This is a genomic window from Streptomyces sp. NPDC002886, assembly GCF_042888445.1.
Taxonomy (GTDB): Bacteria; Actinomycetota; Actinomycetes; order Streptomycetales; family Streptomycetaceae; genus Streptomyces.
Map to the genome: position 1 here is coordinate 416,556 of NZ_JBIAPV010000001.1, position 12,289 is coordinate 428,844.

At 74.0% G+C, this 12,289-nt stretch carries 12 protein-coding genes; 6 read left to right on the plus strand and 6 right to left on the minus strand.

Going from position 1 to position 12,289, the window contains the following annotated elements; translation table 11 throughout:
- Nucleotides 1-93: 93 nt before the first annotated feature.
- Nucleotides 94-996, plus strand: coding sequence for a hypothetical protein (locus ACFYYB_RS01770; protein WP_389432612.1), 903 nt, complete (start codon nt 94-96; stop codon nt 994-996).
- A gap of 80 nt (nt 997-1,076) precedes the next feature.
- Here the strand turns inward: ACFYYB_RS01770 and ACFYYB_RS01775 are convergent, their stop codons facing one another.
- Genes ACFYYB_RS01775 through ACFYYB_RS01785 form a run of 3 tightly spaced genes read right to left on the minus strand, consistent with a single transcriptional unit; the run spans nt 1,077 to nt 4,395 of the window.
- On the minus strand, nt 1,077-2,201 hold the full coding sequence (locus ACFYYB_RS01775; protein WP_389432613.1) for an acyl-CoA dehydrogenase family protein: 1,125 nt from the start codon (nt 2,199-2,201) through the stop codon (nt 1,077-1,079).
- Nucleotides 2,198-3,400, minus strand: coding sequence for an acyl-CoA dehydrogenase family protein (locus tag ACFYYB_RS01780; protein ID WP_389432614.1), 1,203 nt, complete (start codon nt 3,398-3,400; stop codon nt 2,198-2,200). The genes ACFYYB_RS01775 and ACFYYB_RS01780 overlap by 4 nt, the downstream gene beginning before the upstream one ends.
- Nucleotides 3,397-4,395, minus strand: coding sequence for an NADPH:quinone oxidoreductase family protein (locus ACFYYB_RS01785; protein WP_389432615.1), 999 nt, complete (start codon nt 4,393-4,395; stop codon nt 3,397-3,399). The genes ACFYYB_RS01780 and ACFYYB_RS01785 overlap by 4 nt, the downstream gene beginning before the upstream one ends.
- A gap of 240 nt (nt 4,396-4,635) precedes the next feature.
- Here ACFYYB_RS01785 and ACFYYB_RS01790 point away from each other — a divergent pair, with 240 nt between their 5' ends.
- The 4 genes from ACFYYB_RS01790 to ACFYYB_RS01805 all read left to right on the plus strand — a co-directional run bounded on the left by ACFYYB_RS01790 (nt 4,636) and on the right by ACFYYB_RS01805 (nt 8,428).
- On the plus strand, nt 4,636-5,793 hold the full coding sequence (locus tag ACFYYB_RS01790) for a hypothetical protein (protein ID WP_389432617.1): 1,158 nt from the start codon (nt 4,636-4,638) through the stop codon (nt 5,791-5,793).
- Between the two features lie 64 nt (nt 5,794-5,857).
- Nucleotides 5,858-6,757 carry an SDR family oxidoreductase gene (locus ACFYYB_RS01795; protein WP_389432619.1) on the plus strand — a complete coding sequence of 300 codons (900 nt, stop codon included), beginning with the start codon at nt 5,858-5,860 and terminating at the stop codon, nt 6,755-6,757.
- 161 nt (nt 6,758-6,918) lie between these two features.
- Nucleotides 6,919-7,521, plus strand: coding sequence for a TetR family transcriptional regulator (locus ACFYYB_RS01800; RefSeq protein ID WP_389432620.1), 603 nt, complete (start codon nt 6,919-6,921; stop codon nt 7,519-7,521).
- Nucleotides 7,522-7,624: 103 nt separating this feature from the next.
- On the plus strand, nt 7,625-8,428 hold the full coding sequence (locus ACFYYB_RS01805; RefSeq protein WP_389432621.1) for a hypothetical protein: 804 nt from the start codon (nt 7,625-7,627) through the stop codon (nt 8,426-8,428).
- Here ACFYYB_RS01805 and ACFYYB_RS01810 read toward each other — a convergent pair.
- Nucleotides 8,415-9,248 (minus strand): enoyl-CoA hydratase/isomerase family protein, encoded by an 834-nt coding sequence (locus tag ACFYYB_RS01810; protein ID WP_389432623.1) that lies wholly within the window; start codon nt 9,246-9,248, stop codon nt 8,415-8,417. The two genes, ACFYYB_RS01805 and ACFYYB_RS01810, sit on opposite strands and share 14 nt — an antisense overlap.
- A 23-nt stretch (nt 9,249-9,271) precedes the next feature.
- Nucleotides 9,272-10,036 (minus strand): PIG-L deacetylase family protein, encoded by a 765-nt coding sequence (locus ACFYYB_RS01815; RefSeq protein WP_389432625.1) that lies wholly within the window; start codon nt 10,034-10,036, stop codon nt 9,272-9,274.
- A gap of 17 nt (nt 10,037-10,053) precedes the next feature.
- Here ACFYYB_RS01815 and ACFYYB_RS01820 point away from each other — a divergent pair, with 17 nt between their 5' ends.
- Nucleotides 10,054-10,875, plus strand: coding sequence for an MBL fold metallo-hydrolase (locus tag ACFYYB_RS01820; protein ID WP_389432626.1), 822 nt, complete (start codon nt 10,054-10,056; stop codon nt 10,873-10,875).
- Between the two features lie 9 nt (nt 10,876-10,884).
- Here the strand turns inward: ACFYYB_RS01820 and ACFYYB_RS01825 are convergent, their stop codons facing one another.
- Nucleotides 10,885-12,234, minus strand: coding sequence for an alpha/beta fold hydrolase (locus ACFYYB_RS01825; protein ID WP_389433443.1), 1,350 nt, complete (start codon nt 12,232-12,234; stop codon nt 10,885-10,887).
- Nucleotides 12,235-12,289: the final 55 nt, after the last annotated feature.

Below are 12,289 nucleotides of genomic sequence, written 5' to 3' on the forward strand. Positions count from 1 at the left end.
CCACAACCAGGCCCTGTCCGACAGATAATCGTCCCGCCGAAGGACCGGCCGCCGATATCCTCCCGGGACGCGATCGACAGGGAGCCGGTGAGGATGACCGAGGACGTTCCGACAACTGCCCGGGTGCAGGACGTACTGAACCGGGCCGCGCGCGTGGTGATCGTAGAGGGATCGCCCTACGACGCCGACTCCACCGACCTCAAGCGCCTCGTGGTGACCGGTGACGAGATCGCCGACCTGGCCCGGCACTTGGCCATCGTGGACGGTGGGACCGGTGACAGCTGCCGGTGCAACGGCTGGCCGACCATCATGGTTCACGGACCGGACGGTGCGCTGACGGCCCATTGGACCCTGCACCACCAGACCGGGCTGCGAGGGATCGGCAACTGTGACGCCGACCTGCGTGACGGCCCGGCCCTCACCGCCTGGCTGGCACGGCGGGGCCTGACCGGATCCCAAGAGGTCCAGGAGCGGCTGGCCGAGGAAGAGACCGAGGCCGAGCAGCGTCGGACGCGCTGGATCCGGGCCGCGCCGGACGGCCTGGCCGACGCGGCGGCGGACGTGTCGCGACCACCGGGCCGTGACTACGAAGCCTGGTCACGGCAACTGGGCGCGGCCGAGGAACGGCTCGCCGCCCTCGTCCAGCAGCGCTACCCCGATGCGATCGAGCGGATCCGCGCCCTCCTGGCATGGGCGGGAACGTGCTCCAGGGAGTCGACCGGCGGATCGATGTGGTACGACATGGCCGTAATGAGCCGGCTCCACGACGAGTCCCCCGACCTCGTCCTCTTCGCACTCGCCGCACGCCCCCCGAGCCCGGCCCAACTCGACGGGGCGGCCGAACTGTTCTGCACTCACGAATGGACCGACGCACACGACCGACGGCTGCCCGAGCCGCAGAGGTCGATGCTCAGCGCACACATCCGCGCAGACGGCACCGACGCGATGCGACTCCGGCTGAGTTGGGGCTACTACGGCGCGAAGCGAACCGCCTGACGACACCGGGCAGGGACGGGGGCCGGCGCCGGCCCCCGTCCCGCCGCCGGTCCCCCACGCGTGGAGCGCTCGGACGCGCCTCAGGGCGCCGGGAGCTCAGCGAAGTCCGCGACCAGGCCCCGGTGGTGGCCGGCCGTACCCAGGGCGAGGGAGTCGACCTTGGCGCGCTTGAGGTACAGGTGCGCCGGGTGTTCCCAGGTCATGCCGATCCCGCCGTGCAGCTGCACGCACTCCTCGGCGGCACGGACCGCCACGCCCGAGCAATAGGCCTGGGCCACCGCCACGGTGAGCGGCGCGTCCGCGGCGCCGGTCGCGAGGGCGTCGGCCGCGGCACGGGCCGCCGCACGGGCGGAGGCCACGTCCAGCCACAGGCGGGCGAGGCGGTGCTTGAGTGCCTGGAAGGAGCCGAGGGGCCGGTTGAACTGGTGGCGGGTGCGTAGGTACCCCACCGTCTCCGTCAGGCACCACTCGGCGATCCCGAGTTGTTCCGAAGCGAGCAGCCCGGCCCCCGAGAGCAGGGCTCCGGCGATGGCCGCGCGGGCGGTGGCCGGATCGGCGAGCAGGGTTCCGGCGGCCCCGTCGAGGTGCACGGTGGCCAGCGGGCGGGTCAGGTCCAGGGCCACGAGCGGGGTCCGTGAGACCCCCGGCGCGTCGGCCGCGACGGCGTACAGCCCGGTGTCGGCGAGGACCAGCAGCACGTCCGCGCAGACGGCGTCGGCGACGGAGCCGACGCTCCCGCCGAGCGAACCCCCGCCGGAATCCCGGACCGGCGCCGGCAGCGGCGCGCCCGGGGCCAGGGTCAGGGGCAGTGCGGGCACGCAGACGCGGCGGCCCGCCGCGAGTTCCCGTAGGAGGTCGGCGGACTCCGCGCTCTCGCAGCCGAGCAGGATCTCCGTCGCGAGGACCGCGCTCGTCAGGTACGGGACGGGCGCCGCGGCCCGGCCGAGCTCCTCCAGCACCACGGCCGCCTCGCGGTGGCCCGCGCCCTGGCCGCCCAGCTTCTCCGGGACGAGGAGTCCCGCCGTGCCGATGTCCGCGGCGAGCACCCGCCACAGTTCGGGGTCGTGGGGGCCGCCCGCCTCGATCCGGGCGAGCACGGCCGCGGGGGCGCAGCGGGCGGCGAGGAGGGACCGTACCGCCGTGCGGAGTTCCTCCTCGGTCTCGGAGTACAGCAGGTCCAGCGGGGCTGCCGCGGGAGAGCTCATCGGGCCAGGTCCTTCCACGCGAGGTCCTTGTCGTCGCGCGGCTCGGCGGGCAGGCCGAGGACGCGTTCGGCGACGATGTTGAGGAGGATTTCGCTGGTGCCGCCCTCGATGCTGTTGCCCTTGGCGCGCAGGTAGCGGTAGCCGGCGTCGCGGCCGGTGAAATCGACGATCTCGGGGCGGCGCAGGGTCCAGTCCTCGTACAGCAGGCCCTGCTCTCCGAGGAGTTCCACCTCCAGGCCGCTGATCTCCTGGTTGAGGCGGGCGAAGGTCAGTTTCATGCCCGATCCCTCGGGGCCGGGCTGGCCCTGGGCGAGCTGCTGGCGCAGCCGTTCGCCGGTCAGCCGGGCGACCTCGGCCTCGACCCACAGCTCCAGGAGCCGTCCGTGCAGGTCGTGCGTCCGCAGCTCCGGCCGCTCGCGCCAGGCGGCGGCGACCGGGGCGATCATGCCGCCCTCGCGCGGGATCCGCATGCCGCCGATGGAGACGCGTTCGTTCATCAGGGTGGTGCGGGCCACCGCCCAGCCCTGACCGACCTCACCGAGGCGGTGGGCGTCGGGGATGCGGACGCCGGTGAGGAAGACCTCGTTGAACTCGGCCTCGCCGGTGATCTGGCGCAGCGGACGCACCTCGACTCCGGGCGCGGTCATATCGCACAGGAAGTAGGTAATGCCCTGGTGCTTGGGCAGCGCCGGGTCGGTGCGGGCGATCAGGATGGCCCAGCGGGCGGTGTGGGCGCTGGAGGTCCACACCTTCTGGCCGTCCACCACCCAGTCGCCGCCCTCACCGTCTTCGCGTACCGCACGCGTTCCGAGGGCCGCCAGGTCGGAGCCGGCGCCGGGCTCGCTGAAGAGCTGGCACCACACCTCCTCGCCGAGCCACAGGGGGCGCAGGAAGCGCCTCTTCTGCTCCTCGGTGCCGTACGCGAGGATCGTGGGCGCGGCCATGCCGAGGCCGATGCCGATCCGGCGCGGGTCGTTGTCGGGGGCTCCGGCCGCTTCCAGCTCGGCGTCCACGACGGCCTGCAGGGAGCGGGGCGCACCGAGGCCGCCGAGGCCTTCGGGGTAGTGCACCCAGGCGAGTCCGGCGTCGAAGCGGGCCCGCAGGAACGCCTCGGGCGCGGTGGTGGCGGGCGGGTGGACGGCGAGCAGTTCCCGTACGCGGGCGCGCAGGTGGTCGGGGTCGAGCGCGGCGGCCGTCATCGGGACCCCCCTGCGGGCGAGCCGGACAGGGTGGCGTCCAGGGCCGGTACGACGACCAGCCGGCCGGTGGTGGTCCCGTCGGCGAGGCGCTGCACGGCGTCCGCGGCTCCGGCGAGCGGCACCCGCTCGCTGACCAGCGGTTTGATGGAGCCTTCGGCGGCGAGCCGGGTGAGCTCGGCGTGGCAGGCGGCGATCGCGGCCGGGTCCTTGGCGGCGTACAGGCCCCAGTGGAGGCCCAGGATCGCGTAGTTCTTGACGAGGGCGTGGTTCAGCGCGGGGGCGGGGATGGTGCCGCTCGCGAAGCCGACGACGATGATCCGGCCCTCGAAGGCCACGCACTTGGCCGAGGCCGTGTAGGCGTCTCCGCCGACCGGGTCGTAGACCACGTCGGCTCCGCGTCCGCCGGTGAACTCCTTGACTCGGGACACCAGTTCCTCGCTGGTGCGGTCGATGACGAGGTCGCAGCCGAGCTCCTCGGCGGCGCGCACCTTGGCCTTGCCTCCGACGACCCCGATGACGGTGGCTCCGGCGGCCTTGCCGAGCTGGACGGCGGCGCTGCCGACCCCTCCGGCGGCGGCGTGCACGAGGAGGGTCTCCCCGGCCCGGATCCGGGCCCGGCGGTGCAGGCCGAACCAGCCCGTCTGGTAGCCGATGTGCAGGGCGGCCGCCTCGGCGTCGTCGAGGGTGTCCGGGGCGGGCAGCAGGGCGCGCGCGGGAGCGGTGACGTACTCGGCGAAACCGCCGTGCGGCAGGCTCGGGTTGGCGATGACGCGGCGGCCGTCCTCGGTCTCGCCGCAGATCTCGACGCCGGGGGTGAAGGGGAGCGGCGGGCGGATCTGGTACTGGCCGCGCACGAGCAGCGCGTCGGGGAAGTTGACGTTGGCGGCGAGCACCTTGAGCCTCACCTCGCCCTCGCCGGGCACCGGTTCGGGAACCTCTTCGAGGCGCATGGCCTCGCGGGGCTCGCCGGGGGTGTGTACTCGCCATGCCTGCATACCGGGGCCTCCAGCCGCCGACGGGAACCGCGCCTCGCGGGCATACTAAGCGGTCGCTTGCGTCCTGTGAACCAGTCGGCGCCACCAGGAACGAACCCGTCCGGAACGACACGCGCCTCGACGGCGCCCTCTCCCGCCCCACTCGGGCAACATATGGCAGGCGCACGTCATGATCGGATATGACGCGCCACGGGGGCCCCGCTCTTCGGACGGGGCGAACTTCTTTGGGGGAAGCACCACATGACGAGAAGCATGTCCGCCGCCGCAGTCGCCGCCGCCGTCCTCGCGGGGCTGGTCACGGCCGCCGGTCCGGCGCCGGCCGCACAGGCCGCGGCCTCCGTGTGCGCGCCGGAGGCGGTCCGCCTTCCGAGCCTGCCCGACGGCCCCTGGAGCGACGCCGGCTCCGTCGAAGGGCTCGGGGCGGCAGGCCTCTCGGTCGGCCGGAGCCGGGGCCTGCCCGCGTACTGGACCGCCGACCGAGAGGTGCACGCCGTACCGATGCCCGCCGGATTCCAGAGCGGCGTGGTCGCGGACGTCAACGCCAAGGGCCTGATGACCGGCACCTTGGAGCGCACCGCGGACAGCGCGCGGGCCGTCTTCACCTACCGTGCGGGCGACGCGACGGTCCGACTGCTGACCGGGACCGCCACCCGCACGGGCGCCGGGGAGGTCAGCGACGCCGGCCACGTCGTCGGGATGGACGCCGGCACGGCCAAGGAGTGGGTGAACGGAGCCTTCGTGCGCGAGCTGCCGGTCCCCGCCGACGCGCACCCCGACACCAGGATCGTTTCGCTGGACGGCATCAACAAGCGCGGGGACGTCCTCGGAACCGCTCAGACGAGGTACGACGACCTGGAGAACGACCGGATCGTCGACTTCACCTTCCCGGTCGTATGGCCGGCTGGCGGCGGCTACCCGCCGTACAGCCTCCCCGTCTGGACCGAGTCGGACTGGACCGTGGGTACTCAGGCCACCGGCATCGACGACAAGGGCCGCGTCGTCGGGTTCGAGCAGGAGAACCACCGGGACGTGCGGCGCCGGACCCCGGCCGTCTGGAAGAAGCCGTACGACGCCCTGCCCTTCAGCCCCGCACTGGTCACCGGCTACGAGAACCTCATCCTCGACGCGATCAGCCCGACCACGAACGTGACGGTCGGCACGGCCGTCACCTCCGTCGAGGGCTACGCGCGCTACGTGCGGGCCGCGTACTGGCCCGGCACGGGCGCCCCGCTGGTGCTGCCGGACCCGGTGGGCGCGAGCTCCGACACCAATACCGAGGCCCACGCCGTCTCGGACGACGACCGGGTGGGCGGCTCCTTCCGCGACCTGACCGCCGGGACGAGCAGCGCGATGATCTGGACGTGCGCGGGCAAGCAGGCCTACGCCCCGAAGAAGTAGCAGGGGAAACCGAACCCGGCACGGGCATGGCGGTCTCGGCGCCCGCACGCTATCGATGGGCCGCATGGACAAACCCCTGCGCGGTCTGCCCGCGCCGCCGCCGCTCGGTTCCGCCGCCCTGCCCCCCGGTACGTACGCGGGGCAGGTGGTCCTCGTGACCGGCGGCGGGACCGGGCTGGGCAAGGCGATCGCCACCGAATTCGCCAGACTCGGCGCTGACTTGGTGATCGCCGGTCGCCGGATCGAGCAGCTGAAGTCGGCCCAGGAGGAGCTGGCCGCCGTACCCGGCGCGGGCCGGGTGACGGCCGCGGTCTGCGACATCCGGGATCCCGAGCGGGTCGCCGAGGTGTTCGATGCCGCCGAGGCCGCCTTCGACCGCTTGCCGGACACCCTTGTCAACAACGCGGCCGCCAACTTCCCCTCCCCCGCCGAGGACCTGTCCCCCAACGCCTGGCGGGCGGTGGTCGACATCACCCTGACCGGCACCTGGTTCGTGACCCGGGAGTTCGGACGCCGCCACCTCGCCGCGGGCAGCTCCGGGTCCATCGTGAACATCGGCGCCTCGTACGCCTGGACCGGCGGGCCGGGCTACGCGCACAGCGCCGCCGCCAAGGCGGGGGTGAAGAACCTGGTCGAGACCCTCGCCGTCGAGTGGGGCCCGTACGGCATCCAGATCAACGGCCTGGTCCCGGGACTGTTCCCGCACGCGGACATGACCGAGGACATCCGGGGCGGCCTGGAACGGGCCGCCCCGGACGACAAGGACACCAGACAGCCCGCCCTGCGGGTCGGCGCACCGCGCGAACTGGGCTGGGCGGCCACCTTCCTGGCCTCGCCCTTCGCCCGCTTCATCACCGGGCACACCCTGGTGGTGGACGGGGCGAACTGGCAGCGCCGTTCGCTCGTGAACCCCGAAGTGGTGACGGTGCGAGAGCAGTTGGGGAGGGGGCCGTTCGCCCCGTGACGTGGCGGAGGGGGCGCCGCGGTGCGCGGGGGGACGCCGCGGTGCGCGCGGCCTTCCGGCCGGTTCGGCCCGTTACGTCATTTCGGCGCGATGCGCCATGGTGCGATCGTGTGACACATTGACGCCGTCTACAACCCCTGTCCCTCCTTGGAGGTGTTGCGGTGAGCACGGTGAGCACGGGCCGCCCGTCGTTGACGGCGCGGCGCAGGGAGGCCACGTGGTACGAGATCGCGGAGGCGGCCGCCGACCTGTTCTCCGAGCGCGGGTTCGAGGCCACCATGGTCGACGACATCGCGCGGGCGGCCGGCATCTCGCTGCGCACCTTCTACCGGTACTGCCCGACGAAGGAGGACGCGCTGACCCCGGTCCTGACCGCGGGCGTCGCCACCCTGGTCGAGGAACTCGCCCTGCGTCCCGCGTCGGAGCCCCTCACCGAGGCGGCCCAGGCCGCCTTCACCACCGCCACCGCGGGCACGCGCTACGAGGGGCCGGGCCAGACGGCCCGCCTGATCCAGGTGATGGGCGGCGTCCCCGAGATCCGCATGCGCTGGCTCGCGGCCGCGCGGGCGATGCAGGACCGTCTGGTGCCGGTCCTGGCGGTCCGCACGGGGCGCCCGGAATCCGCCCTGGAGACCCGCGTCCTGGCCGCCGTCCTGATCGACGCCGTCACCGTGGCCCTCGAACACTGGGCCGCCGAGGGCGGCCGCGAACCCCTGCCGGCCGTCTCGGCGCGCGCGCTGGCCCTCCTGCGCCTGGAGGAGTAGGAGGCCGAGGAGTGGCGGGCCCGAGGAGTAGCGGGCCCGAGGAGTGGCTGGCCCCAGGAGTAGCAGGGCCCGGCTGTCAGTGGTCCGGGGCATCATGGACGGCATGTCCTTCGCTGATCTGACCCTTGACCGGTGGCGCTCGTTCGACCTGCCGGACGCCCTGCGCTTCGCCCGGGACGCCGCCGGTTCCGTGGGTGGCCGGGTGAGCCTGGTCGACACCACCGAACACCTCGGCGGACCGCTCCACCGCGTGCGCGTCGAACGGGACGGGCAGGAGTTCGCCCTGATACCCGGAGGGACGGTCCGCCTCGGCTTCGACCTGGACGCCTGGGAGCCGACGCCGGAGCAGACCGCCGACTTCGAGCAGAGCCTCGCCGAGGAGTACGGCTACGGCCCCGATCTCAAGTCGCACCTCGCCGAGTTGCTGAGCCCGCCCCGGACCGTCACCCTGGCGACCGTGTTCATGGCCGTGGCGAACGAGCCGCTCACCGAGCCCCCCGCCGCCGTGCCCGCGGCGCTCGCGGAGCGCGGGCTGCGGATGCCCGGCGCCGACGAGTGGGAGCACGCCTGCGGAGCCGGGGCGCGCACCCTCTTCCGCTGGGGAAGCACCTGCCCGCTCGGAGAACCCTCCTACGGCGACGGGACGTTCGCTCCGCGGTGCGAGCCCAACGCCTTCGGGCTGCGCATCGCCTACGACTCGTACACCGCCGAGATCGGCGCCGATCAGGGCGCCGTGCACGGCGGGGACGGCGGTGAGTCGGTGTGCGGCGGGTACGGGGACCTGTGGGCCTGGCTGACGCTGGCCACGGCGAACCGCAACCCGGCGATGGCCGAGCTGGTGTACGGACCCGAGGACGGGTCCCCTTGGGAGGCGTTCTCCGTCCGGCCGGTGCTCAGCCTCCGGTGAAGTGCGGGGGCCGGCGCTGTGCCTTGGCGGTGTACCCCTCGCGGGAGTCTTCCGAGGTGAGGGTGAGGGCCGCCGTCATCGCCACGCGGTCGAGGGCCGCGGGCAGGGCGGCGTCCGCGTAGGAATCGATGGCGCGCTTGATGCCCTGGACGGCGAGCGGGGCGTTGGCCGCGATCTCCGCCGCGAGCGCGCGGGCCTCCTCGTCCAACTCCTTGACCCCAACCACTTGTTGGACGAGGCCCAGGCGTTCCGCCGTCCCGGCGTCGATGCGGCGGCCGGTCAGCGCCAGGAACTTGGCCCAGCCGGCCCCCGCCTCGCGGGCGATGCGCAGGTCGCCGCCCGCGTCCACCGCGACGCCCAACTGGGCCTCGGGCAGCGCGAAGACGGCGTCCCGCGCCGCGATCCGGATGTCCGCCATCAGGGCCAGCTCGAAGCCGAAGCCCAGGCAGTAGCCCTGCACCGCGGCCACGACCGGCTGGGGCAGCCGGGCCAGGACGGCGAAGCGTTCGTGGACCCAGCGGATGCCCTCGTAGTAGTTGCGGTTGCGCTCGGCCGCCGAGGCGCCGGTGATCGCGCCGCCCGGGGCCGTCACGTCGATGCCCGCGCAGAACGCCCGGCCTTCGGCCCGCAACAGGACCACCCGTACGGCGGGGTCGAAGCGGATCCGGTCCGCCAGCAGGCCGAGCTGGCGCGTGGACTCCCAGCTCCAGCCGTTGAGCTTCTCCGGCCGGCAGAGGGTGAGTTCCGCGATCCCGTCCGCGACGTCCAGACGGATCCGTTCCTCACCCTCCGCGATCTCCGTGCTCAGGGTGTCGATCACGCGGACACCTTAAGCGTGTCCGCCTAGCGCGGGAAGACTTCGAACGCCACCGCCGGACGGCCTCCGAACCGGGCGCCCGCCTGCTGGGCGTTGCCCGTCAGGAAGGTCCGTACGTACGTCTCCGGGTCCTCGTCGGTCAGCGCCGCGATGTACGCCTTGTGCTCCATCAAGGACTGCACCGACCGCTCCAGACCCGGTCCGGCGTCGGCCGCGTGCGTGGGCGTCGTGGTGCCGGCGACCGCCACCCAGCGCACCCCGTCCCACGGCTCCAGACCTTGCTCCGTGAGGAGTTCGGGGAAGATCCAGCGGTTGCCGGCGTCGCTCGCGGCGTCCAGGGTGGCCCGTCCGACCGCCTTGTGGTCGGGGGTGTTCCAGGCGCCGCCGCCCTCGGCCCCGCCCCAGGTGTCGCGGTGGTTCAGCGTGATCACCAGCTCGGGGCGGTGGCGCCTGATGGCGGCGGCGATGTCCCGGCGCAGGTCAAGGCCGTACTCCAGGACCCCGTCGCGGTAGTCGAGGAACTCCACCGTGGGGACGCCGACGACGGCCGCGCTCGCGCGCTGCTCCGCTTCGCGCAGCGGGGCGCAGGCGGCCGGGTCGACGGTGTCGATGCCGGCCTCGCCGCGCGTGGCGAGCAGGTAGACGACCTCGCGGCCGCCGTCCGTCCAGTCCGCGATGGCCGCGGCGCAGCCGTACTCCAGGTCGTCCGGGTGTGCCACGACGGCCAGCGCGCGCTGCCAGTCGGTGGGCATGGGCTCCAAGGGCGCGGGCCCGCGCAGTTGTTCGTTCATAGGTCGACAATAGGCTAATGGACAGTCAGGAGCTGGTCGTGGCCTTGCTCGACGCCACCGGGTCGTTCTTCGAGCCCGCGGTCACCGCCTTCCCGGGGGCGGACGCCGCCGCCTGGGAGCGGGCCGCGCTGCTGGATCCGGGCGCGGCCGGACCGGACGGTTCCTGGCGGCTGGACTTCCGGTGCTTCGCCGTGCCCCGGCCGGGCGGCCGCTGGGTGCTGGTCGACGCGGGGGTCGGCCCGGCGCGGGGCCCGGCGGCCGGCTGGGCCCCGGTCCCGGGCCGGCTGCCCGCCGCGCTCGGGGAGGCCGGCATCGCCCCGGCCGACGTGGAGGCGGTGGTCCTGACCCACCTGCACGAGGACCACACCGGCTGGACGCAGGACGAGGCCGGGCAGCCGCTCTTCCCCGACGCGCGGTACCTCGTACAGAGCGCGGAGGTTGCGGCCCTGGATCGGGCGGATCCCGTGTGGGACTGGACGGTGGCCCCGCTGCGGGCCGCCGGCCGGCTCCAGGAGGTGGCCGGGGAGCACCGGCTGGCCCCGGGCATCACCCTGCTGCCGACACCGGGGCACACGCCCGGCCACCAGTCGGTGCTGGTGGAAGGGGCCGCCGGGCCGGGCGGCCGGGGCCACGGCCACGGCCGGGACGTGCTGATCACCGGTGACGTCCTGGTCCACGCGGTGCAGCTGGCCGATCCCCCGGTCCCGTACTCCCACGAACGCGACCGGGCCGCCGCCCGCGCCTCGCGCGAAGAGCTCCTGGCCCTGGCCGTACGCCGCCGCGCCCTGCTGGCCACCGCGCACCTGACCCGGGCCTTCGTGGAGCCGCCGGGGCCTTAGGCGAACCGGTCAGGCTTCGTCACGTACGAGGGCCAGCAGCCGGTCCAGGACGCGCGGGCCGCCGGCGCGGACCCCGTCGTGCTCGAACTCGTCCGTCACCCAGGTCTTCAGACCGCGGATCGCCCGGGCGGTGGCCAGGGAGTGCGCCGTGTCCACGTACATGTCGTCGTGGTAGACGGCCGCGGCCACCGGCACCTCGTTGACGGCGAGCCGTGCCCGGTCGTACAGCGGGGTCCAGCCGGTGCGGGCCGTCAGCAGTTCGGCGGTCTCGCGCAGCGGGGCGAGCGCCGGGTCGCAGTCGAAGTGCCAGGGGTGGATGGTCTCGCCGGTGAAGTACAGCGGCTCCGGGCCCGCGAGGGTCTTGGCGGCGTCGAACCGCGGGTGCCCGGAGCGGACCCCCTCGGCGGCCCAGCCGATGGGCGTGACCGGGTCCTGGGCGTAGATCGCCTCGTGCATCAGGGCGTAGAGGGGGTGCCCGGCGAAGGAGAGCTGGCCGTGGACCGCCTCCAGGAAGGCGTCGGAGAGGGCGGGCCCGTCCGGGGTGGGCACGAAGGCGTCCTCGAGCAGGTAGTGCAGCTGGTGGCTGCCGTCGGAGCCGCCGAGGAGCAGACCGAGGGACTGGAAGGCCTCGGCCGTCAGCAGGTATCCGCCGGGGAGCTCGGCCGGACGCTCGAGGAGGTGGGCGGCGATGCGGCGGGCCCGCTCCACGTCCATGGGGTAGCGGGCGTAGTGCGCCCGGTTCTTGCGCTCGATCCGGGGGTAAGCGGCTTCGTACACCTCGGCGGCGGTGGCGTCGAGGGAGGGCAGCCCGCCGGTGATGAGGGCGGCGGCCAGCCCCTCGGGGGCGGCGCCCAGGTAGTGGGTGACGCAGAAACCGCCGAAGCTCTGGCCGAGGACCGTCCAGGGCTCGCCGCCGGTGAGCAGCGGGCGGATGGTCTCGGCGTCGCGCACGATGGAGTCGGCGCGGAAGCGGGCGAGGTACTCGGCCTGCTCCGCGGGGCCGCCGCGCAGCGGCAGGGTCTGCCGGTTGACCGGGGTGGAGCGACCGGTTCCGCGCTGGTCGAGCAGGAGCACCCGGAACTCGGTGAGGGCCCGCTCCAGCCAGGCCTGGCGGCCGACGAACCGGCGGGCGCCGAAGCCGGGTCCGCCCTCCAGGTAGAGCAGCCAGGGCAGGGACTCCGGGTCCTTGCCGGTGGCGACCAGCTCGCGGGCGTACAGCTCGATCCGCTCGCCGTCGGGGCGGGCGTGGTCGAGCGGGACGGTGAAGTGGTGGTCGGTGAGGACGACGCCGGGCTGGCGGTAGCTGCCGGCGGCGGCGCTCTCTCGGAGCACGGGGGTCACGGAGGTCACGGGGTTCACGGGGGTCACGGGAGGTCCCTGGGGTCGGCGCGGTGCGGTGGTGTGCGCGGCAGCC